The organism is Candidatus Uabimicrobium amorphum, assembly GCF_009002475.1.
Classification (GTDB): Bacteria; Planctomycetota; Uabimicrobiia; order Uabimicrobiales; family Uabimicrobiaceae; genus Uabimicrobium; species Uabimicrobium amorphum.
Map to the genome: position 1 here is coordinate 2,991,204 of NZ_AP019860.1, position 24,534 is coordinate 3,015,737.

Below are 24,534 nucleotides of genomic sequence, written 5' to 3' on the forward strand. Positions count from 1 at the left end.
CCTTTCTAAATAGTTACAACTTGTTACAAGTTTTTACGTAATGATTTAGTGTCAAAAATTAAGTTTGGGATTAGCAAATTTATACGGTGTTTTGCCGTGCTCGTTTATTTGCAGTAGTATTAAGACAAAAGCGTAAATTTTTGCGTCTCCCATAGTTGGTGCACCAACTAATAATAGCAAAATAACCACAACATTTGGTTATCTAACTACTTAAGACAATCATTTACATTCATTATTCAAAAATCGTTTTCCCTTAGATAACAAAATAAAACTCAAAATAATCTTATTTTACTAAGGTCATGTTAAATTTTATTTTGAGTGTCATAGGGCTTTGAACATTTTGAATGCTCTTTGAGATCTTTTTAAAATATGTTGTAAAATAACCAAGTGTTTGTAGTACACTGTTAAGCAAAAGATATGCGGTACTTAGAGAAGAAGTGATTGTTTTGCTACAGGATTGTAGCCTATTTCTATAGCCTTTTCAAGACTTTTCTAAGCTTTTCAAATAGGGTGTGTTCTACCCATAAAAAAAATTTTCCCAAACACCTATATTTTTGTTATTTTAAGACGGTAGCAACGGAAGGATGTCAGGTTTTTGTTAGAAAGGTATCACCTTGGCTCAAATTATAATCATCTCTGCTCCAGACGCCGAGATGGAAAACAAATGCTTTAATATTGTAGGTAAAACTACCATAGGAAGAAGTCCCTCAAATAGTATTGTTCTTAGCTCCGGAAGTATTTCGCCTTATCACGTTTCGTTGGAAACAACTGATGGGGAGTTTTGGATTGAAAATATATCGCAAAACAAACAGTTGTTTGTCAATGATGTTGCACAAAAAAAATTACGCATACAACACGGAGACATCGTCACTATTGGCAGTTATATTTTATTGTTCGACGATCAAGAAACCGTAGAAACAGCCCCCGCAGTTGTGGATCAGAAAATGCAATCGCGAATAGAATCGCGCCAAAAACATTATGATAGTCCACAACATGTACTACAGAGCCTTGGTAATATAGATAAATCTCACGGACGCCTGGTTGTACTTTACAAAGTATCCAATGCCATCAGCGGTATACTTGACCTTGACCAAGTATTGCAAAGATTTTTGGATATCATTCTCGAAGAGTTTCCCGCAGACCGCGCATTTATACTTCTTTTTGACGAAATGAAAAAAAATTTAGAGCCGGTTGCTGTCCACAACAATAGTAAAAACCAGGATGATGCCAACGCCAAAATCAGCCAAAGTATCCTCAACGAAGTTTTACAAACGCGCGAGTCACTACTTTGCGAAAATATCATGAAAGATGTGCGCTTCAAAGAAAAAGACAGTCTCATTGGACAAAACGTTACTTCGGCCATTTGTGTTCCATTACTGCGTAAAGAAGATATTTTAGGGATTATATATCTCGATTCGGACCGCGAAAATTTATTTATGGAAAGTGATCTTGATCTTTTAACGAAGATTGCCATGCAAGCTTCGGTTGTTATTGAAAACGCCCGCTTGTACAAGGCGCATCAAAAATTCAACGAAGATTTAATTTCATTGTCCCATGCCACGCAAAATCTCTCATCGTCCTTAGACGAAAAGACCATTACCAACTATGCTGTGGAGTATGCTTCCCAGGTACTCAATTGCGAAAAAAGTTTTTTGATTCTACACAAAAATAACGAGTTTCAACTGTGTTCCTCTGTAGGAATCCCCAAAGATCAGCATGGTCAAATTAACATCCCTAAAAAATTGTACGAGGTTATCGACGAAAACAAATCCATTTTGGTCAAAAACGAAGAGGAACCAAGTACAGGTTTAGAGTCTCTCAAAGAACAGGAGATTTTAGGAAACGCCTTCGTAATCGTTCCTGTCGTAAGTTCACTGCAAAACAATGTGCAAACAAAAACCATGGGTTTACTGGGAATCAGCAACAAAAAGAACGGTTTGATATTCAAAAATGAAGACATGCAAATACTTACGATTCTAGCTGGATACACCGCGGTAGCTTTAACCAACGCGCAGTTATATCAAGATTTACAAAAGAAGGAAGAGGAAATCGCCCGCTGGAACCAAGAACTAGAGCAACGCGTCATTGAACGAACAGAGCGAATAAAATCGATGCAAGACAAATTAATTCATTCCGAAAAAATGGCGGCCGTGGGTTTACTTGCTGCAGGAGTTTCCCACGAATTTAATAACATCATCGCCAGCATGTATGGATTTTCACAAATAGCCAAGAAAAATGACAAGTACAAAGACCGTTTAGTCGATATCGTTATAGAGCAAAGTCAAAGAGCCTGTGAAATCACCGAAGGTTTACTGTCGTTCTCCAAACAACGCGGTGATGTCGAAGAACTCATCAAAGTCGAAGATATCATCGAAACACTACTTAAGTTGACAAAACCAGCACTGGAAAAGGAAGACATAAAAGTAGTAAAAGATTTTCAAACCTCAGCAAAAACATACACGATCCCTGACAAACTAGAACAGGTATTTTTGCATCTCATTATTAACGCCCGCGATGCGATCGAAGAAGATGATGGCGTCATTACCATAAAAACCTGGCAAGAAGGTGGCAAAATATGCACATCTATTGCCGATAACGGCCGTGGAATAGAGTCGGAAAATTGCGCCAAAGTTTTTGAACCTTTCTATACGACAAAAGGTAGTTTTGGTAGCGGAACGCAACCAGGAACAGGAACAGGACTATCCGTTTGTTACAACATAGTAAAATCTTTAAATGGTGATATTTCTCTACAGAGCGAATTGCAAAAAGGTACAACCGTAACTGTGGTTCTTCCCATTAACAAAGAACGTGGCCGCCATTCAACAACAAGACGTATCAAACACTATGTCGGACGCAATATTATTGTTCTTGAGAGAGAAGATGAAACACGAGATTTGCTCTCCACCATTATTGAAGAGCAAGGTTTTGGTGTTTTTTCGGTGACAGAAGGACGCGAGGCTTTGGAGTTATGTGAAGAAAAACCGATAGATATCGTATTTCTCGATATCAACATTCACAGCCAATTGGAAGAAGAGGGTTGTAATTTAATCGAAGAAATCCGTGGAATCTCGTCCAAAATAAAAGTCATTTTTCTCTCGGGAAGAGCGGAAGATGCCAATGTTTTAGAGTATGTAAAGAAAGCCGATGGTTATGTCCGAAAGCCTTTTGACATAAACGATATCCATCGCATTGTGAAACTAAAAGAGGATGATATCAAATAAAGATTTGTCATCGTAGCCGTGAACATCACGGTTACGGCGACCAAACTATCGCTTTTTAACTGCTGATGACACCACCTAGTTTCTGAACGATCACCTTTACACTAGAAATTACAAATGCTAAACACCATATTCAAAAGCTATTCGTTAGTAAAAAAAGATATCTTATTTCTAATTTGCGCACAATTTTGTCTAAATCTCATCAATACATCCTTTATCCTAATATTCAACATTTACCTGGCAAAACAAGGAATGTCGGACGCACTCATTGCCGATATTACCTCGTACCGCTTTTTGGGAATTTTATGCTGTGCATTTCCTCTAGGCTTATACATAAAAGGTAAAGCACTACGCCCCTTTTTTTTCTATGCGGGATGTGGGATGCCGGTTATTGCTTTTTTTACTCTATACGCCGCATACCATCAATACACTTCGATGTTACAAATTACCTCTTTCCTGATGGGAGTCTTTTTTAGCTGTATGCAAATTATCGTACTTCCGTTTATTGTACGCAATACAAAGTCTGGACAACAACCTGAAGCCATTGCTTTACATCACGCAACTTTTAGCTTTAGCATGGTCGTGTGCAGCTTGCTCATCTTTATCTTTGGTAACATTCCGTACGTAAATGAACAAACGATCCTCACCGCCTTTAGTCTAATGGGATTTCTCAGTTTGTATTTCGTGGTACGTATCAATAAAAATGAATACATTCCACAAAATGAAGACAAGAAAAAAAACACCACAGATTGGGCAGTTGTATTCACCGCATTATTCCCCAGAATTATCATTGCCGTAGGCGCCGGTTTGACAATCCCCTACATGAATTTGTTTTTCTACTCTGTACACGGCATGGATTACGATGCCTTTTCATTACTCAATTTTGTCACCGCGAGTTTTGTGGGTATGGCGGTGGTATATGTTCCACAAATGAAAAAAAATTATGGGTTGCATGCCTCCATTGTTAGCACACAAAGCGCCGCTATTGTAGTATTGGTTGCCCTCGCATCTACGGATGTCTTTCATTTTCCCTTCGCACTTTACGTTGCTCTACTTTGCTTTGTAGTACGCCAACCACTCATGAATATGGCGGGACCAATGACCGCTTTTTTGACCATGGAGTATGTCGGTGAAAAAAATCAAGAAATTACCAGTGCTCTTGCTTCGGCAACTTGGTCTGGCAGTTGGTTTTTGAGTGGAAAAGTTTTTAAATATTTGAGAACATATGACTTAGGCTATGGTTACATTTTCCTAATCACTGCGGTTTTATATATTTGTGGTGCGATAGGGTATCACATCCTCATTGTAAATTTTGAAAAACGTTCATTGCCGCAATTAACCACTTCGACATAATCGCAAATTCGACAAAAAATTAGAGAGGAATACCTCATGTCAATTGAATTTCACATAGTACCTGAGTACAAAGAAATTTTAAAAAAAGCACAATTAGACAGCTACCAAAAACTCATGAATGGAAACGTTGGACAGTTAATTTCCGATGCCAATCGCTCGCAAATTTTTCGAATAGATATTGAACCGCCCATGTTTTTAAAACGTACTCTGAAAGTACAAAACAAAAAGATTTTTGATTTGCTAATGCGTGGTTGCATACCTCATGCCGACTGTTATCGCGAAAAGATATCTGTCGAAGAAATCAATAAAAAAAATATCGATACCATGACAATTATTGCTTGGGGAGAAGAAAGAACGTTTATTTTTCCCAAGCGTGGTTTCCTACTAGTTAAAAAGATAGATGGTACGGAAGTTCAAGATATGTTTTCAGCAGCCACGCCGGAAGAGCGACACAACATTTACCTTTACTACGCTAAACTTTTGGCCAGTTTACATATCAATGGTTTTTTTGCACCCGTACGTTTTAAAGATATTATCTGTCGTGAGAAAAAAGAAAATGGTGAGTTAAAACTTGCATTAATTGACCGTTCGACAAACTGGCCTTGGCCGAGGAGGTATACCCCTAAACGCGCCAAAAAAAGTTTTGATCGTTCCATGCATTACGTAAAAAAATATTACCCTGAACTACCCAAAGCCGAACATGATTACATATACAAATGCTACTGTGACTTTCTTCAGGCAAAGTAAACCCAATGTGAGAATCGCAAAGATGAAAAAAAAAGTGCGAAAAATATCTAAATTTTGTTAGGATAACATAGACATTTTATCATTTGCTAAGAAATAGAGTTCACACATTCATTCAGTATCGACCGTTTGAGAAAGTTATCATGCATCCTAAAATTGTAAACAATTTCCACATCGAAATTTTCGAGCCTTTAGACAAAGAAATTATAGAAACATGTTGCTCTGACGTCAGTCAAAACCAACAGTTTCACAAAGTACATAGTTCGATAAATACACATGTTTATCGATACGCGCACAATGACATAGACTACTACTACAAAGTTTTTTTGCAACGTAAGTGGTCAGAAAATCTAAAAGAAAAATTACGTGGCTCACGGGCACATCGTTCGCTAAACGGCCATCAAGTTTTACTAGAACATGGTTTTTCTGCACCGAAGGTTCTACTATTGGGAAAGAAAAAGGACTACAACTTCATTCTCATGGAGAGCTATGATCATGCCATCGAGTTGGAAAAATGTCTTTTGGAAATATACACATGGGATGAGGAAAAGAGACAGCGCTTTCTTCAAGAACTAGGCACTACCATAGGGAAATTGCATGCCAGTGGAATTTTTCATGGCGATTTGCGGTGGAGAAATATACTCATTGACTTTGCAAATGATCAAACAGACATTGCCTTTATCGATAACGAAAGAACGACACTTTACAAAAATTTACCGAAAAGAAAACGCATTAAAAATCTCGTGCAATTATACCTTATTGCTCCAGGAAAAGTAGAAGTAAAAGAGCAAAAAATATTTTGGGAATATTATCTAAACGAAAATCCACAAATCGCCCAAAATAAGGCTTACTGGGAGAAAAGAATTACGAGTAAAACCAATAAGCGCCTAGACAAAAAACGTAAAAAACGCCAAAAAAAAAATAAGTAGAAAAACTAGGAAAGAATATGAAATACTACTGGAACCCTCTGTATACAGAACTACAAAAAGATCTGGAAATCAAAAGTATCCATGATTTCGAAAAAATTACCTGCGACGAAAACATACTTGTAAGAGGCACAGTGGTCGAATTGTTTAAATGTACGATAAACGATACAACCTTGTATGTAAAAAAATATAAAAGCAAAGGAAGCATTTATCGCTACTTTGGTCGCAAAAGTCGCGCCACAAAAGAAACGCGCTCATATCGTAGATTTTCCGCGATGAAAATTCCCCATGCCGAAGTGGTCGCGCACGGTGATTTGCGCGTCTTAGGTTGTTTAAAATGGGGAATTATTATCACAAAAGAAATTCCAAACACTGTGGATCTTTATAAATATTTTACAGATCATCAGGAACAAAACACCAGTGAACGTATGGAGATCATGAAGCGCATAGCGGAATTCACCGCAATTTTACACAACAATAAATTTGTGCACAATACACACCGCCTGCGCAATATTCTTTTTTGTACTGCTGAACAAAAAGTCTATCTTATTGACTGTCCCGAAGGCTCTTATCGCCACTTGCCATTAGGTCGTTCTTTTGTCTATGACTTGGCCTCTATTTATCGCGACATTTCCAAACTTTGTTCCGCAGAGGAATGGACCTGCTTTTTTGACACCTATTGTTCACATACCAAAGCCAACAAAGATAAACTACTTCCTATCGTTGACCGCACTTATCAAAAGAAAATACGCAAATAACCGTGAGTATAAAAAGACTTCCTCCCGTGTCATCCCTGCAAAAGCACATACCTGTCAAGCTAAGATGTAAAATATTTCTAAATAAAGACTTACAAAACCGTGTCATTCCTGGCTTGACCAGGAATCCACAAAACAAAGTTAAATTGTATGCGCCTGGATCCCTGATCAAGTCAGGGATGACACTGGTAAGGTAGTTTTTAGTTTTAGAGAAAAAAATGTAATTCTTTTATTTGTAGTACTTTATGTCTTAGCTTGACAGCCATGTGCAAAAGCAGGGTCCACTTTGTATTGCTAGTTTCCCGCTTTTGTAGGGATGACATGAATGTTCCGGATATCTCACAAACCGCAAATATGAAACACAAACGCCATGCCTTCTCTTGCGGATATCTCTGCCTGGTCACTCTCCAAATAGTTACTGACACCACGACTTTGACCGCGATTGATATCACTATTGTCTATTTCCCAGTGACAACCTCTTATTGTCACTCCCTGTATTTTTTTGGTGAGTGGTATAATAGACACCGTATCGCCTTTCATTCCTTCAAAGCAAACTGACTTTTCACCGGTCAATAAGTAAATCGTATTGTGTGCGTTACGCAAACGTATTTGGTTATCAGGTCGATTACCATACACAAGAAGATATGCATTGGCCAGAGTATGATCCAAACGATTTCCTATGCCACCGAGAATATCAATGTGCGAAAACCCCTTTGCCATACACAAGTCAATGGCCAACTCGGTGTCCGTTTTATCTTTGTCTTGGGGAAACTTGTGCACATCTATTTGTGATATATCAATACTAGGGCAAATAGAATCTAAATCTCCCACCAATATATCGGGCTGTAAACCAAGACGATGGAACACATTCATTCCCATATCTACGGCAACGCGAAATTGATAGTCGTCAAAAACGTTTTTGTAGAAAGGATCTTCTTCTGGGGTTGTCCCTCCTGACATCACCGCAGCTCTTTTCACACAATCTCCTCCACAGGCATTCCCGTAACACCATCTAAAACCAACAGACGCTTTTTGCGTGCGTTTTTGGTGCTAATTTCAAAACGCCATACGGGTAAAAATGTAATGGCTATCTGGTGTACATTGATGTGAAATTTTCGTGCAATTCGTTTTTGAATGTCGTTGCGCGAAAGTATATTCTTCCACTGCGACCACTCAAAATCTATTTCACCAGGAAAGACGGTCTGAAAGGTACACACATCATCAAGGTCACAAAGAACCGACGGACTTTCTCGCGGCGTATCGACAAAGGAGAACCCTCTATTGCGATTGTACACCGCTATTTTTCCACTAAAGGCGTGAAAGTAAATATTTTCGTCTTTGCTACTTGTCTTGGAAAATATCAAAAAAGAAGACTCTATTTCTTCCGTGAAATGCACTTGCCACAACGGAATATACTGCAGATCACTATGCGTAACTTTTTCGGTCTCGAAAAAAATCAATTGCTTTTTCAATCTTTTTTGTGCCAGAGCAATTGCCTGTTGCTCTAAAATTTGCAATTTCGACACTTCGATGCGCTGAATTAAATCGTATTGTGGTAGGAAATTGTATTGTGGTAACCAGTAGATAAAAGAGCGCCCGTATCGAGTGCGCGCGACTTTATGATTTAACTTGTTCAAATATTTGCGAATTGTAGCCACGTTTAATTCCAAACGGTCGGCAATTTCCGCGCAAGTTAAACAACTAACCTCTTTTGCCAATAGTAATAAAATGCGCTCGCTAATTTGAATATTTTCCTCAGCGGTCGTTGTGCCATCCTCTTCTTCTTCCTCTACTTCACTTTCGCTTACCGCCACAGTTGTACTTAGTTTTTTTTCTGCCTTATTTAGGTATTTTTTACGCATCTTATCGTCGACAGCATTCTTTACTTGCTCTTCGTCTAAAGTTTTATGCTGCGTAATCAACCAACGTACCTGAAACTTCTTCATAGATTCATATTCATCGGGAGCAAAGAGTAGGAATTGTCCTGCGCTTAAGGTAGGAAGCTCTGCCACAATATTTTCTGACTCGCCAGGAGATATCGAACGCAAAATTTTCTCCACTTTTTTAATATCTTGGCGCGAAATAAGTCTGCCTAGATTCCAGGTAGAGCACTGTGAAATAGCTTTGTAATCGATATCCCCAGGGTTTTGACTAGCGATCAAACACCCTACTCCGTACTTACGCGCTTGCTTTAAGAGTATCTTTAAAATATCTTTGCACACTGGTTTGCGCACAGGGGGAATAAACGGCGCTACTTCATCAATATAAAAAAGTGCTTGCAACTCGTTACTTGGATTTGCCAACATCCAGTCGTAAAGAGCACTTGTGATACGTGCCACAAAAAATTCTTTTTCTTCTTGTGAGGAAAGGGTATTGAGATAGATCACAGAAAGACGCGTTTTTTTGCGTTTACCTTTTGCAGATAAACCCAACAATTCTTCCACATTAAGTGGCTTTGCCAAATCAAATAGTAATTTTTTAGCTCCCACGGTTAAGAGACGTAGTTTTTTGGAAAGGCGTGTCACTTCTTTTAGTGATGCGATGGGGGCAATTTTTGAACTCAGATCTTCGGGACAATCGTTTAATAAATCCGCAAGGCTCGCAAAACCTTCTATTTCCAAACGATTTTCGACAATGTATGTCAGAGAAATATTTAGAATCGCCGACAACAAACGTCCCGTATCACTGTCCACTTCTTCACCAACAAGACTGATAATACTGTCTGCAGAAAGAGAGATAGAACGCAGACATTCTTCGTAATTTTTATCTTGGGCGACAATGTCCTGAATCAATCCGATGGGATTTAATGACAGAGGAACACCAATAGAACTCGCCGGAGTCCAAATAACAACCTCGGCATTTTTTTTATATTCGTCGATCATATCCTGCGAAATACCTTTGTCCGCGACATCTTCGTAAAGCGATGTATGTAAAAGACTCGCAATGTCACCTTGTGGATCAATGGCAATGACAGGTATTTGGTTGCGTATAAACTCTTCGCATATCACTTTACACAATACCGTTTTTCCGCTTCCCGAAGCCCCTAAACATACCATGTGACGTAAAAGAGTTTTATGGCGAATTTGAATATCTTCCGCTTCCTCTGTTTTACCAATACTTATATTCATTTTTTATTTCCTCACAAAAAAAATCTTGCATAGTGGTATTTGTCATTGTATCATCGAAACATGTCAAAAATCTATTAGGAATACATTTTTCCCCACTTTTTTAAAGGAGTGTTTTTATGAAGACAATAAAAAGTATAGTAAAACGGAAGCGAGGTGATGGTTGTTAAGTGATACACAGTTAAAAAGAGAAAATACTATTCTCCTATTTTCCTCTCCTTAATCTCTTCCTCTCACCATCATCTTGCTTCCTAAAAAACATTTGTAAATGCTAAATCACAGCATCGGTATGCAAATTTTTATTTACTTAGGAAACAAGACATTGAATATAAATAACCTAGGATGGTGTCAATTTCATTCTCATCATAAACAAAACAATCTTTTGTTAGACAACAATAATGTTGCCAGAGTTGCCGCACAATACAAAAACGCTTACACACTTTACACAGAACAGGGAACTGTCCAAGCCGTTTTGTCTGGAAAACTATTTTACGAACTTGAAGGAGATTTTCCCGCAGTTGGTGATTGGGTAGTCATCCACGAACAAGATAGTCACTTTCAAATTACAGCTGTGCTACCACGCAAGAGTAAGTTTTCGCGTAAAGCACCTGGATCTAAAGTAAAAGAGCAACTCGTTGCTGCAAATCTCGACAAGGTTTTTGTTGTCATGGGTTTAGACTACGACTTAAATGAAAGGCGTTTAGAGAGATTTATCGCTCTGATATACGAAAGTAAGTGTGAAGCGGTCATCGTTCTCAACAAAAGCGACGTTTGTTTCCACGTAGAAAAAGTCATTGAAGGTTTACGCTTTACCTATCCTCATATACCAATAGTTGCCACATCGGCAATAGAAGACGATGGAATTTCACAACTCAAAGAACACATTGCAGAAGGTGTAACAGTTGCGTTTGTCGGCTCTTCTGGGGTAGGAAAATCTTCACTCGTCAATGCTCTATTAGGTGAAAATGTACAAAAAGTGAAAGAAGTTCGAAAATTCCGCGATCGGGGACAACATACCACGACAAATCGCGAAATGTTTCTCCTGACAAATGGTGGTCTTTTAATCGACACACCTGGTATTCGCGAATTACAATTGTGGAGTACCAGCGAATCGGTAGATCACTCTTTTGGCGAAATAGAGGCTTTGGCCGAGAAGTGTTATTTTCGAAATTGTACTCACCAAAATGAGCCGCAATGTGCTATACTAGAAGCCTTAGAAAAAGGTCAGATAGATAAAAAGCGTTTGGCGAACTATGACAAAATGCAGCGTGAAGTGCAGTATTTCCACAAGCAAGATGATCGAAAAAGCAAACGCGAGAAGAAAAAACGCGCAAAGCAACTTTCTAAAATGGTACGCAAAAAAATGAAAATGAAGTACCGCGATTAACCCCATAAGGCTTTGTGGGTTTACCTATATACCTGCAAAGCCTTATACCAAGGAGTTTTTATGAATATCATAGAAGAAACGGTGAGCGAAGAAATCAAAATACAACGATCGCGTTTTATTGCACATCTCATTCCCATAACAAACCCTGAAGAAAATAAAGCCCATATAAAACCGATCGCCAAAAAACACAACAAAGCACGACATCATTGTTGGGCATATATTGTGGGTGAAAATGGCGAAAAATCACACTGCTCCGACGACGGAGAACCATCTGGTTCGGCAGGACAACCCATTTTGCGCATGCTGCAAAAATACGAAATGACCAATGTTCTTGCAGTGGTTACCCGCTACTTTGGTGGGGTAAAATTGGGGGTTCGTGGCCTTATCGATGCTTACGGGGGTGCTACAGAAGAAGCCATAAACTCCGCAACGTTAATCAAAAAAATAAAAACGTTCGAGTACACCATCGAATGCGACTACCAACACAACGACAAAATACAATACGAATTGCAACAACTCCACATTGATATTGCGAATACAGAATACTCTAGCAATGTCGTTTTGCACCTTTGTGCCGAAGAAAAATACCACCGTGGTTTACAAGATTTTCTACAAAAGAATCAGCACTTTATAAAAAGTGAAAAGAAGAATTCACCGGAAAATAGTTAGACTGAAGAAACAGCGAAAGAGTTTTGACAGGATTAACAGCAAAATAATCGGACAGGATCGTCATGTCTTTAGATCATTTAGAGTTTTTTAATATCAAACCGCAGACACAAATAAATCAATACCAGGTCATTTCACAAATAGGTAGTGGTGGCATGGGCGTTGTTTATTTAGTAAAAGATGCTCTCAATCGTAAACTGGCAATGAAGTTGATAAAACTAGAGCGGGGAACGGCCAAAAGAAGATTCCGTCGCGAGATGGAAATCAGCGCGGAATTGCAACACGATAATATTGTGAAGGTGCTTGACGCTGGAGCTATGAATAAATGTCTGTATATTGTAATGGAGTATATTCATGGAAAACCGCTTGATGAGTATTGGCAGAGTCTAGAACTCCACGAAAAGATGGTTTTGTTTCATAAAATAGCAAAGGCTGTGGGATATGCTCACAGCAAAAAAATTGTTCATCGCGACTTAAAACCCGACAACATACTTGTGACTCCAGAAGGCGAGCCAAAAATTATGGATTTTGGTTTAGCGAAGTGGGCCAATGGAGAGGTAAATGATCTTACAAAAGACGGTAGTCTTCTCGGAACACCAAGATACATGTCTCCAGAGCAATTGTCAGGAAAAAATAGTCTCATAGATATGCGTACAGATGTCTATGCCCTAGGGGTTATATTGTACGAGATGGTAACAAATCAAAAAATGATACAAGGCAAAAGACGTATCTCTATATTTTCCAACATAGCCACCTACAATTTTAAGCCTATACAAGAACAAACAGAAGTTCCAAAGGAAATTGAAAATATCTGGCGAAACAGTGTCGCACACCGTCATCAACGCTACGCTGATGCGCAAAAGATGTCTGAGGATATTGCTCATTACCTAACTCAAAAAAAACGTCCGTTTACAAAAAGAGTGCAGCGCTTTTTGCGTTACCACAGTCACATTATAATTGTGGCCATGTCCGTGAGTATTACTCTTGTGGCTTTATACCCCTCTTTTTTTCGAGACAACGATAAAAAAATAATCTATGTAAATGATTTTGTTCTTGAAGCAGAAAATCTGATTAATCTTGGTTTTTTTACAGAAGCAGAGTCGGCCTTAAAAAAAGCCGAAAAATACCGCCACTCTCGACAAAAAATACAGCTACTACGACTACAAATTTTATTTAGTCGCGGAGAATACACAGCAATTATTCAACAAAACACGCAGGCAGCACAACACCAAATAGAAGCAACTTTGTTACAAATAAAAGCACTGGTACGTTTAAATGCTTCCTATCCTGTCATTGCGCAGTACTTACAGCTTATTTATAAAAATGACGAACTTAGCGCTTTGGAAAAACAGGACGAAAACACAAAACGTTTGCAAAATTTACGAAAAATCAAAGACGAGGCCACGTATCATGCGATTCTATTTGCTTACCACAAGAAAATGTATCAAAAAGTTTTTGAATTAAAACGATATCTTACCCCTCAGTTTAGAGAACGTTCTTATGCAAACGACTTAAAGTTTTACATTGGTGAAAGCTATTTACAACAGTATAAAAAATCTCAATCAAAAACTGATCTACAAAAGGCATACGAAATATTTACATCTATATACGACCTATTTCCCGAAAAAGCACAAGTGGCTTATAAGATAGGCGTGTGCCTTTTCAAACTGAAACAGCCAAAAAATGCGCAAAAATATTTAGAAGTTTGTTGCCAATTGCAACCGCAAAATTCTGCCTATCGACTTCTTTTGGGAAAAGCATATGCTGCCACGAAAAATTACGATTTAGCCAACATCAACCTCAAGATGGTTCGTGGTAAAGAGAAGGTAAAAGCCATAGAGGGGCTATTCAAGTTAGTACTTGAAGATGCGCGCTACCAAGACGATGTTTTTTGGTTTTTATTGCGCATGGTCGCTCTTTATGACGAACAAAATCTACCAGATTTGTTAGAAAGTGATGTCATAGAACTTTCACAAAAATATAAAGTCCATTATCGCGAATATAATAACAGTAAAAAAATAGACGGTAAACTTTTTCAGCGATATTTATCGGTCAGTGAAACAAGGCAACAAGCAGTAAAAGCCTTTCTGCTTGCGGGATACAAACAAGATTTTTCACATCTCTTGCACAAAGAGTCCCTTGAAAAGAAAATTTTACTGCGTATACAAAAAAATATGCGCAATTTTATCATCTATTTGATCGCGCACACTTATTTGTATAACACGCCTGATATACAAAATCTTTTGCACAAGCATCACCGCAGTGTTGAACAAATACTACACAACGAAAAAGAAACCATCCTCATTCGTTATCTAGCAGCAAAAGCTCTGGCAAGGATACAATTATACCAAACGGTAGCCGCGGCAATGAAATCTAAAAATTCTGAAACGGCAGTTGTGTGCTCTGCCGCTCTTAGCGAAGTAAACTTTGTATTTGATCTACGTTATATTGGAAAATTGAATTTTAAACTGGATTCCCGTTACAAAGCGATTATTTATGCGCGAATTTTTCCCGAACGTCATATGCGCTATTTTGACTTGATTCCTAGAGACACGACCCCTGTTTCTAAAGAGCACCCCATTTATGGAATCGTAGAAAATCTACGGCAAAATCTGGCTCATGAGGATAAGGTCATAAAAGTTATTTGCGCTGCTCTGCTGTGGCGATGGACAGGTGACTCAGAATTAAACACCATTTTACACACGGTTCTTCATGAAAAAGGTCCGCTTGCCACATTTGCTAACTACTATTACTGGAAATCTTCCTATCCGATTGACTACGAGGATAAGTATTTCGATCTCCTCTTACAGATTTTGCAAAATAGTACCGCGAAGATAAAGCACATTGCACTTAACAATCAAAATTTAAACCAAGTGCTACTTGACAATCCCAAAACAAAACAAAAATTTATCAAGGCATTACAAAAACTCGCCCAAGAAGAGGATCTCTATGTGAAAACAAAAGCTTCATCTCTAATTGTATCTACCGACCCCAAAAAACAACAAAATCTGTATCTTGGTAAAATACCGTTGACAGTAAAAATCATCGTCTACATGCTCGGAAACTTATTCAAGGTGTTCGAAATACATGAAATCTCGCGTCGTGGGATGGTAACGAAGACAAGTATTCATGATTTACGAAATATGGGTTTCACTATCATGACGAATCGCAATGAACCTGATGAATTTAAAAATTTTATTTGCAAAACCGGAGCACTTTTCGGAGTTTCTCGTTTCAAAAATTTAAAAATTGCCTCCTCTAACCTTGGTGCCAATTTTCTCATGAGCGCAACAACAAGCTATTTGTATTCGCAAAAGACAAAACCATTTTTCGATCTGGTACTCGGCAACAAAAGTGTTTCCAAATCATCATTGAAAAAGTTGCTTGTGCCATATTTACAACACGAAAATCCCCACGTGCGCATGAGTGCCTGGGCCGCCCAAACATACCTAAGTAATCGCCATCAATTACAAAAACTATATCAGCAAGGCCAGAAAACAGAAGATGTATACATTCGGGAAGGAATCTCTTGGGGAATAAATCGCTTTGTGCTCAATGACGTAATGAAGAACGTTTCTATCCAAAAAAAATCTCAAGCACGAGCGGTTCCTTATTACGATATTTACATTGACTTTTTACGCAAAGCAAAAAACTCACATTACATCCCTCTACTACGCTGTGCTGCGGAGTTGACAAACGAAGATATTCGCAAGGCTCAATTTCACTATGAACTAGCTGTCATCCATAAAAGCCTGGAAGAACCACAAGCCATCCATCATATCAATAAGGCAATTGATTTGATAAAAGATTTAAAATCAAGTATGCTCGATACTTGGGTACGCTACCAATTTGAAAAAGCCACCATTCTCAGTTCAAATATTCCGTTACACCGCCAAGAGGTACAAAGTATCATCGAAAAACATCTATTTTACATCAATAATCCTGATAGCCTCACAACCATCGCAACGACATTGGCAAAATTTCAGGAAGAAAAATATAAAGATTTACTCAAAAAAGTTTTGCGCAAACAACTCGAATTGTTATGTAACAAAAAATTTAAGAGTAGTGATGAACTCTTCCAAAAGAAATATCAAATACTTCAACGGCTCATTACTCTAAGCGAAAACTCTAATCCGTTATACAATAGCTTTTTTGAAATTATAGCCGCGAAAATCAAAAAGTAAGCCTGTATTGACAGGATTAACAGGATGGATCAGATAAAATAATTGCTAAAGTACACCTTTTCTCTTATGATTTTGTCTAAATCGAAAACAAATACATTAGAAAGTGAATCATGAACAAGATATACCTCCTACTTTTTATATTTTTTCTACCGTTATTATCCGCCCAAAATCAAATTAAAATAGATTGGAATACTTTTTCTGGATCGCGTTACGAAGACTATGGACGTAGTGTTGCTATTGATCACAAAGGCAATATCTATATAACGGGAAAAAGCCTTGATACCTGGGGAAAACCTCTAAAATCTCATACGGGAAAATCCGATATCTTCATTGCGAAATACTCTCCCGCAGGAATACTTATGTGGAACACTTTCATTGGCGCCGCAAACGAATATGACGATGTCGCCGGAATCGTGGTCGACCAAGAAGGCAATGTTTATATTGCAGGTAAAAGTGTTGCCTCATGGGGTGATCCTCTCCGCCCATACGCAGGGTGGCAAGACGTGTTTCTCGCCAAATTTGATACAAACGGTAAACTGTGCTGGAATACATTTGTAGGCTCCAAAGATTCCGACCAAACAGCAGAGTTTGGCAACACTTTAGTCGTTGATCATCAAGGTAATATTTACGTCACTGGTAGAAGCTATCACTCCTGGGGAAAGCCAATCAACAAGCATTACAAAGCCTTTGATACCTTTATCGCTAAATTTACTACCGATGGGACTCTATTGTGGAATACTTTTATGGGTTGCCATGATAGTGATGTGACCGGTGGTATCGCCATTGATTCCATGGGAAATACTTATGTAACAGGGTATAGCTATGCTTCATGGGGAGAACCAATCCATCCACACTCGAGTTTTTTTATTTCAGAGATATTTGTCGCTAAAATCGATTCTTCTGGAAAGCGCGAGTGGAATACGTTTATGGGTTCCACAGACTACGATTCTGGTTTTGGTATCGCCGTGGGCCAACACGGAGTTTATGTTTCCGGTTTTAGTTGTAAAACATGGGGAAATCCAATCCGTCCACACGTAGGGCAAGGCGACGAAGGCGAATGCGACATTTTTGTTGCCAAATTGGACCTCAATGGTGTTCGTCAATGGAATACTTTTCTTGGATCAAAAAATCACGACGACAGATCTTATAGTATTTCTGTCGCGAAAGACTCTCTCTTTGTGTCAGGATCAAGTTGGGGCGCATGGGGCGATCCGTTAGAACCCCATAAAGGTCGTAGAGACGGTGTTCTTGCAAAACTCGACTTGAAAGGAAATATGCTATGGCATACCTTTATCGGATCTCAAGAAATTGAAAGCATTGCAAGCATCGTCCACAAAGACGACAAATGCTATATTGTGGGTAGCAGTTCGACAAGTTGGGCATCTCCGAAAACACCATTCTCGGGTGACTACGACGCATACTTACTGGTATTACAGTTATTACAATTGAAATAATTTTATCGATGGGTACACTATCCCATCTTCAATAGGATCACTCCGCAAACAATCATGGTAATGGCCATTACTTTTTTTGCATTGCAGTGCTCTTTAAAAAACAAAATGCCAAAGATTGCTCCCAACACAACAGAGCATTCGCGTAGCGCAACGATATAACTTACATGTCCCAAACGAAAGGCAAAAAGAATAAGGGCATATGTGGATATAGATCCACAGCCAACAATCGCAATATATTTTTTATGTTTCCGAAGAGCATTTAAACACTTATTTTTGTGTTTAAGCATCACATACGGTGCCGCAAGAAGTATAGAGAACAGAAACATCTGCGCAATGTAAATCGCGGGGTGTATTTTTTGTACGCCGAGTTTATCAACAATAGAATAAAGAGCGATACTAACACCAACGCTAAATGCAAGAAGTGCGGATTTTTTATCACTCGTAAAATTTCCCAACGCCATTGTGATCGTTCCACAGAGAATCGCGGCAATGGCAATACCGCCATACAAAGAAATTTGCTCGTTCAGTAAAACGAAAGCAAGAATTGCGGTCCCCGCAACCCCTGTTCCACGAGCAATGGGATACACAAACGAAATGTGTCCTTCTTCATACGCTTTGGAAAGAAAAATAAAATAAAAGGCATGAATCACACCTGTTGCAATGATGTAGGGTAAGGCACTAAGATAAAGAGAAAAATCAAAAGGAATTAGAAAATACACTGGTGTACTGACCAAAGTAGCGAGAAGAACACTCAGCCACAACACTCCCATGTCTCCCTTGACTTTCCGCGCTGCTAAATTCCACAACGCATGCATGAATGCCGAAAGAAAAACTAACAAGTAAATATCACTATGCATAATTACCACCTGAAAATTGTTATTGCGCTTTTTCACAAAATGTGCGATATATTTTTATATAGTAAACCAACTTTACCTCTTTAACACAACACTACGGCGGAAATTACGATGAAAATATACGCGCTCATTTTTTTTATGCTAATATCAGGGTGTACATCAACACTCAACAACGACCTTCCTCAAAGAAAAACAGCGAAAATTGTCGACTCAGAAAATCCCGAAGTCGATGGAATCTTATTGATAGACGCCGCGAAACAAGGTGACGCGGAAACGGTATACGAATTTATCTTGCAAGGTGCAGACCTTGACATGCAAGATGACCAAGGGTACACACCGCTTATTGTCGCCTCTCGTGAAGGACACCTACAAGTAGTGGAATCCATTTTAAGTGCTGGTGCCGATGTTCACTTGCGTAGTAAAGCAGGAGAAACAGCCATCACGGTCGCCGCTCAAGGCGGATACAGAGACATTATTAGCGCTCTCATTGAGGCAAAATGCGACATAAACACCCAAGACGCGAACGGCGAAACCGCTCTGAGTTTCGCGATATGGAACGGACACAGTAATGTTGCCCAACTATTGATCGCAAAAGGTGCAAATGTAAATACTGCAAAACAAAACGGACGCACCCCGCTGATGTTTGCCTCTCTTTTGGGCGATCACGAAATGGTAGAAAAATTGCTTTCCCAAGGTGCACAAGTCAATACCAAAGATAAATTTGGTGAAACAGCTCTCATTTTTGCCGTTTCCGAAAAGCATGAAAAAACAGTTGCGCTACTCATAAAATCCAAGGCAAATGTTGATGCACAAAATGACAAAGGTGTCACACCTCTCATGATTGCCGCCGAACAACAACAATTGCAAATTATCAAACGCCTTTTAGCCGTTGGGGCAAAGAAAAATATAAAAGATCGTGCAGGCAAAACAGCACTAGATTATGCCAAAGCACAAAAAAATAAGGCCATCATTGCTGCATTTAAATAACGTTTATTTTCCAGCAAAAACGTTTCTCGCTAAATTTGTGTTGACATCACCAAGTTATTTCGTATCTTTAGTGTACTTCTATATATATTCCACTTCTTAATTGAGAATGAGTCTCTATCTCTATTTTTTAAACAAGGAAAAAATAATGAAAAAAATTCTATGTATTTTAGCAATGATAACGGCCTTGTGTGCCAATGATCAAATGTACAACTTTCCCGACATGCCCGAAAAGCTTACCAGCTTGGGCGGTGTCATTGTGGACAATACCATATATCTATATGGTGGTCACGCAGGTAAACCTCACAGTTACTCAAAAGAAGAGCAATCAAACCGTTTATGGAAACTAGAGCTGAAAAAAGACGCTGGTTGGGAAAAAATATCCGAAGGAGCCACACGCATGCAAGGATTGGCGATGGTTGCTCACGGAAAATCTCTTTACCGTATCGGTGGCTTTTCCGCCAAAAATAGCACAGGAGAAAAGCACGATTTATGGTCCACAAAGGAGTTCTTTTGCTACACCGACAAATGGCAACAACTACCGGACTTGCCGGAAAGACGTTCGTCTCATGGAGCGGCTATTGCCGATGGAAAAATATACATTGCTGGTGGCTGGAGCATGGAAAGCAAAAAGAAAACCTGGCACAAAACGGTATATGTATACGACACCAACAGCGATGGTGCAAAATGGGAAAAACTTGCCGACACACCTTTTACGAGAAGAGCGCTTGCCGTAATCGCATTCCAAGATAAAGTTTACGTGATTGGCGGAATGCAAGAGGTCGGAGGCCCGACAACAAAAGTCGGGGTGTACGATATCAAAACGAATACCTGGGCAGATGGACCACAGCTACAAGGTTCCAAAATGACAGGCTTTGGATGTTCGGCAGCGGTGTTAAACGGTGAACTTTACGTGAGTACTGTTACGGGCTCTTTGCAAAAATTAGACACCAAAGACAATAAATGGGTTGTCGTTAGTGAAATTGGCCCGAGATTTTTTCATCAAATGCTACCGATCAAAGATGGTTTTGTTATGGTCGGCGGTGGCAGTATGATGGGGAAAACGGCGAAGTTGGACGTTGTCAAAGTTACAAAATAGAGGTATTTGTACAACAATGGATAAATTCATAGGCATTTTTTATGCGACAGGTGCCGGAAATACCAAAACGGTTGCCGAAGAAATTCAAAAAGAACTTGGAGAAGATCGCACCGATATTTTCGACATCTTCCACATCAAGAAAAAGGACTACAGCATCTTCGATGAATATGATTTTTTAATTTTCGGCTCTCCCACCTACACCGGAGGGACGATGCATTTTCGTTGGAAAAGCGTTTTTCCGTTCTTGAAAAAACTCGACTTCTCCGAAAGATACGTAGCGCTATTCACTTTGGGAGATCGCAAGAATTATCCAAAAAAATTTGCCCTGGCACTTAACCAAATGCACAACGAACTCAAAAATTGCTACGACATAGCTTTTCTAGGAGAATGCACACCCGAAGATTACCACTACACGAAAAGCGCTTTCCTTGGACAAAAAAAAATCCACGGTTTGGCGATTGATCAACACAACGAAAAAAACCTCACACCACAACGAATACAAACCTGGGTAAATCATTTACGTGAATATATAGACGATTGGTAATAACTGCTAGAGCGCTTTCGAGCGCTCTAGATAAATTTATCCAAAAATAAAAATATTTTTGGCATTTAACTTACGGTGTTTGTACACTTAAAGATAATTACATCTATCGCGAAATTGATATAACGGGCGGACACTAGGTCCGCCCCTACATCGCAAATTGTTAGAGTTATTCTTTTGTAATGCGATGGTAGATCAAAGTATATATTTTTGGAGACCAATTGTGCAACAAGTAAGTATTCACGACGAGTACGCCAACGGTGACCGGTTTCACACACTGACTATTGACATGCTCACCACTCACATTACCTTGCGCGAATTGATTCGCCGCAGAGTTTACCAAGAAGTAAAAGACTATAACAATTCCACTCCGGGATATTTTCAGGGGCTTGTACAGCCTAAAGAAGCCGAAAAAGTGCTCAATGGTTATAAGTTGCGCGAAAAGCGCAAAATTGATTGGGAGCAGCAGTACAAGTTGGCGATAGACGCCTTCACGCAAAATGGATATTTTGTATTGGTCGACCATCAACAAATAGAGGACTTGGACACTCAAATAGAATTGCGTGTGGATACAGAAGTCTGTTTTATCAAATTAGTACCTTTGGTCGGAGGCTAGAACATTGGCGCAACAAAAAATAGGCCCTGACAGGTTCGACTACACCAATTCTCCTTTTGCCCTAGGACATCAGTTTTTAGACGCGTTTATTGAAAGTGGCCTTAACGGACCAGGGTTCGACAAAAAAGACATCATGCAGCAAGAAAAACCTACACAGATTATTATCTTACATGCTGCATTGGAAAGAATTACATGGGCTCACATCCCCAAAAAGAATCATTTTTTAATAACCCTAGTCAAAATAAAACACGAACAAGATTATAATGATAGGATAGGTTGTGTGTTAGATATTGTCTATCCCGAAATAGAAACATTGGTACAAGAGATTATGTCGCTAACTCAGCCATATACTCCCGAAGATGTGGAAGACATTTTAATCGCCGCAGTGAATATTGCACAATTGAACTTAAAGCATCCTCATCATGCGGTTACCCCCGGGCTAATCCCCGGAATTTTAAAACACCTAAAGAAAAAGCGCAATCAAAACTGTATTCCCATGGCAAAGCCACTTTTGCAACAATTAAAAGAGCCTTATGCTGCCAGTTTTCTTTATGGTGGCGAAAAATCCCTAAAAGCACTTGACAATTTTTTGGAAGATAGCGAGTCCCAAGATCCTAAAATAAAATCTCTCCCCAAAGGAGGTGAACACTGGGCAGAGTTGCTCATCTCACAAATAGATAAATTGCCGAAGATTTGGTATAAATTGCTGCAACACGCTCCGGTAGCAAACCGCAATTCTCCCTCCACATCGTGGTTAAAAAAAGCGCAAAAACTCATTAAAGATGTGGATGACAAACAGTTTTGCAAATATGTGGGGAATTGGTTGAGCGAATTAAAACGAGAGACAAAACGCTTGCAAGACAAAAATGCTCACATCCTAAAAGGCTTTGTGTGGTACTGCTCTCTCGTTAGTAAACCACCGCTACAAGCGATCGGTGATGCAGTAGAAGGGGGATTAAAAAAAACACCACAGGGTTTAGTATGTAGCAAAATCGCCGCCGCTTGTTTTTATACTCTCGAACAAATAGGCACTATGGAAGCTTTGATGCAATTGATTCGTTTGAAGATGAGAATTAAAAGCCCTTGGGGATTGGAACAAATACAACTCGTCATTGATAAATTAAAAGATCGCCATCAAATGACCGAAGAACAAATACAAGAAATTGCCGTTCCGCAACTGAGCAAGTTAGAATATGAAATCGCCGGATGTCGTGCACAAATTGTCATCACCGGTACTCAAACAAGTGTGCAATGGTTTAATACGTCGGGCAAAACGCAAAAATCTGTACCTGTCCAAGTAAAAAAACAACACCCACAACAACTAAAAGATATCAAAAAAGTTGCGAAAGACACCCAAACAATGCTGGTGGCACAAAAAGCGCGCCTCGAAAGACTATTTTTAGCTGATATCTCTTGGAGTTACTCCTTATGGCAAGAAAGATACCTAAATCAAAGCCTACTTTCCGTATTGACAAAAAAACTGATTTGGCTCTTCAAAAAAGATAAACGACATAGTTGTGGTATCTACCACGACGGCAAAATCATCGATGTAAATGGCAAACAAATCAAATGGTTAGACAAAGAAACCACCGTACAATTATGGCACCCCATTGGCTTTTCAAGCAACGAGGTGCTAAAGTGGCGCGAATTTCTCGAACACAAAGAAATCGTACAACCTTTTAAACAAGCGCACCGTGAAGTATATATCATTACCGATGCCGAATTCACCACAGATACATACTCCAACCGTTTTGCGGCACACATTATCAAGCAACACCTTCTCACGACTCTTTGCCAACAACGAAATTGGCAATACGACGTTCTAGGGTCCTGGGATAGTGGTGATGCGGGAGTGGCGCGACTCAAATTGGAGAAATGGAACCTCACTGCGGAATTCATGATCCACTACAGCGGAGATGACTCCACATCTCCCGCAGGCGTTATAAACTATGTTTCTACAGACCGCGTACACTTTGTCGGAGCAGAAGATTATGTACGCTTATGTGATGTTCCGGCTTTCATTTTTAGTGAAGTCATGCGTGATATTGATCTTTTCGTTAGCATTTCCAGCATAGGCAACGATCCCCAATGGCAAGATGGTGACCACTACGAATATTGGGAAAGCTATTCTTTTGGTGACTTATCCGAATCTGCCGCCATGCGCAAAGATACACTGGAGCGCCTAATACCCAAACTCAAAATAGCCGATGTATGTTCTATTGAAGGCAAATATCTTTACGTAAAGGGAAAGATTCGTCACTATAAGATTCACTTAGGCAGCGGTAACATATTAATGGCACCCAACGATCAATATCTGTGCATTGTCCAAGATGTCATAAAACAGCGTAAACAAGGCAATGTTTTTCTACCATTTGCTGGAGACAATCGTTTGGCACTCATTTTGAGTAAAGCTTTCATGCTTGCCGCAGACGACAAAATAAAAGACAAAACTATTCTCGCACAGATCGAAGTCAACTACCCCCACTTAGTACCTAACGGTACTTGAAGTGGGAGCTTGTAAGCTCAGTTGTTGACCAGCTTATATCAAGTGTAACAAACTTGATAAGCGTTAGAAACGAAAATATAGGTACTCTGGGGTGCTTCTCCAGCTCCAGACTCTACGGTTAG

At 39.3% G+C, this 24,534-nt stretch carries 17 protein-coding genes; 14 read left to right on the top strand and 3 right to left on the bottom strand.

The window, feature by feature from the left end:
* The first annotated feature begins 614 nt into the window (after positions 1 to 614).
* The 5 genes from UABAM_RS10605 to UABAM_RS10625 all read left to right on the top strand — a co-directional run bounded on the left by UABAM_RS10605 (position 615) and on the right by UABAM_RS10625 (position 6,999).
* Positions 615 to 3,221 (top strand): GAF domain-containing protein, encoded by a 2,607-nt coding sequence (locus tag UABAM_RS10605; protein WP_151967976.1) that lies wholly within the window; start codon positions 615 to 617, stop codon positions 3,219 to 3,221.
* A gap of 114 nt (positions 3,222 to 3,335) precedes the next feature.
* Complete coding sequence (locus tag UABAM_RS10610; RefSeq protein WP_151967977.1) at positions 3,336 to 4,571, top strand: MFS transporter; 1,236 nt, start codon at positions 3,336 to 3,338, stop codon at positions 4,569 to 4,571.
* 36 nt (positions 4,572 to 4,607) lie between these two features.
* Complete coding sequence (locus tag UABAM_RS10615; RefSeq protein WP_151967978.1) at positions 4,608 to 5,318, top strand: FAD-binding domain-containing protein; 711 nt, start codon at positions 4,608 to 4,610, stop codon at positions 5,316 to 5,318.
* A 140-nt stretch (positions 5,319 to 5,458) separates the two neighbouring features.
* Positions 5,459 to 6,244: a lipopolysaccharide kinase InaA family protein gene (locus UABAM_RS10620; RefSeq protein WP_151967979.1), complete on the top strand. Its 786-nt coding sequence runs from the start codon at positions 5,459 to 5,461 to the stop codon at positions 6,242 to 6,244.
* Between the two features lie 17 nt (positions 6,245 to 6,261).
* A complete protein-coding gene (locus UABAM_RS10625; RefSeq protein WP_151967980.1) occupies positions 6,262 to 6,999 on the top strand; it encodes a lipopolysaccharide kinase InaA family protein in 738 nt (245 codons plus the stop codon).
* 336 nt (positions 7,000 to 7,335) lie between these two features.
* On the opposite strand, the gene UABAM_RS10630 is transcribed toward UABAM_RS10625, so the two are convergent.
* Both UABAM_RS10630 and UABAM_RS10635 read right to left on the bottom strand, forming a co-directional pair.
* Positions 7,336 to 7,974, bottom strand: coding sequence for a thiamine diphosphokinase (locus UABAM_RS10630; protein ID WP_151967981.1), 639 nt, complete (start codon positions 7,972 to 7,974; stop codon positions 7,336 to 7,338).
* The gene (locus tag UABAM_RS10635; protein WP_151967982.1) at positions 7,971 to 10,124 is read right to left on the bottom strand and encodes a helicase HerA-like domain-containing protein; all 2,154 of its coding nucleotides are present in this window, start codon (positions 10,122 to 10,124) and stop codon (positions 7,971 to 7,973) included. Before UABAM_RS10635 ends, UABAM_RS10630 begins: the two co-directional genes overlap by 4 nt.
* Before the next feature lie 319 nt (positions 10,125 to 10,443).
* On the opposite strand from UABAM_RS10635, the gene rsgA reads away from it, so the two are divergent.
* The 4 genes from rsgA to UABAM_RS10655 all read left to right on the top strand — a co-directional run bounded on the left by rsgA (position 10,444) and on the right by UABAM_RS10655 (position 17,812).
* Positions 10,444 to 11,508, top strand: coding sequence for a ribosome small subunit-dependent GTPase A (gene rsgA, locus UABAM_RS10640; RefSeq protein ID WP_173013241.1), 1,065 nt, complete (start codon positions 10,444 to 10,446; stop codon positions 11,506 to 11,508).
* Between the two features lie 60 nt (positions 11,509 to 11,568).
* On the top strand, positions 11,569 to 12,177 hold the full coding sequence (locus UABAM_RS10645; protein ID WP_151967984.1) for a YigZ family protein: 609 nt from the start codon (positions 11,569 to 11,571) through the stop codon (positions 12,175 to 12,177).
* A 62-nt stretch (positions 12,178 to 12,239) separates the two neighbouring features.
* A complete protein-coding gene (locus tag UABAM_RS10650; RefSeq protein WP_151967985.1) occupies positions 12,240 to 16,358 on the top strand; it encodes a serine/threonine protein kinase in 4,119 nt (1,372 codons plus the stop codon).
* Positions 16,359 to 16,468: 110 nt separating this feature from the next.
* Entirely contained in the window at positions 16,469 to 17,812 is a 1,344-nt protein-coding gene (locus tag UABAM_RS10655) for an SBBP repeat-containing protein (RefSeq protein WP_151967986.1), read from the top strand.
* A 17-nt stretch (positions 17,813 to 17,829) separates the two neighbouring features.
* Here the strand turns inward: UABAM_RS10655 and UABAM_RS10660 are convergent, their stop codons facing one another.
* Positions 17,830 to 18,669: an EamA family transporter gene (locus UABAM_RS10660; RefSeq protein ID WP_151967987.1), complete on the bottom strand. Its 840-nt coding sequence runs from the start codon at positions 18,667 to 18,669 to the stop codon at positions 17,830 to 17,832.
* A gap of 108 nt (positions 18,670 to 18,777) precedes the next feature.
* Here UABAM_RS10660 and UABAM_RS10665 point away from each other — a divergent pair, with 108 nt between their 5' ends.
* From UABAM_RS10665 to UABAM_RS10685, 5 genes are all read left to right on the top strand, one after another.
* Positions 18,778 to 19,653 carry an ankyrin repeat domain-containing protein gene (locus tag UABAM_RS10665; RefSeq protein WP_151967988.1) on the top strand — a complete coding sequence of 292 codons (876 nt, stop codon included), beginning with the start codon at positions 18,778 to 18,780 and terminating at the stop codon, positions 19,651 to 19,653.
* A gap of 145 nt (positions 19,654 to 19,798) precedes the next feature.
* The gene (locus tag UABAM_RS10670; protein ID WP_173013242.1) at positions 19,799 to 20,749 is read left to right on the top strand and encodes a Kelch repeat-containing protein; all 951 of its coding nucleotides are present in this window, start codon (positions 19,799 to 19,801) and stop codon (positions 20,747 to 20,749) included.
* 16 nt (positions 20,750 to 20,765) lie between these two features.
* Complete coding sequence (locus tag UABAM_RS10675; protein WP_151967990.1) at positions 20,766 to 21,293, top strand: flavodoxin domain-containing protein; 528 nt, start codon at positions 20,766 to 20,768, stop codon at positions 21,291 to 21,293.
* Between the two features lie 220 nt (positions 21,294 to 21,513).
* Complete coding sequence (locus UABAM_RS10680) at positions 21,514 to 21,906, top strand: hypothetical protein (RefSeq protein ID WP_229759385.1); 393 nt, start codon at positions 21,514 to 21,516, stop codon at positions 21,904 to 21,906.
* A gap of 4 nt (positions 21,907 to 21,910) precedes the next feature.
* Positions 21,911 to 24,412: a DUF4132 domain-containing protein gene (locus tag UABAM_RS10685; protein ID WP_151967991.1), complete on the top strand. Its 2,502-nt coding sequence runs from the start codon at positions 21,911 to 21,913 to the stop codon at positions 24,410 to 24,412.
* Positions 24,413 to 24,534 lie beyond the last annotated feature (122 nt).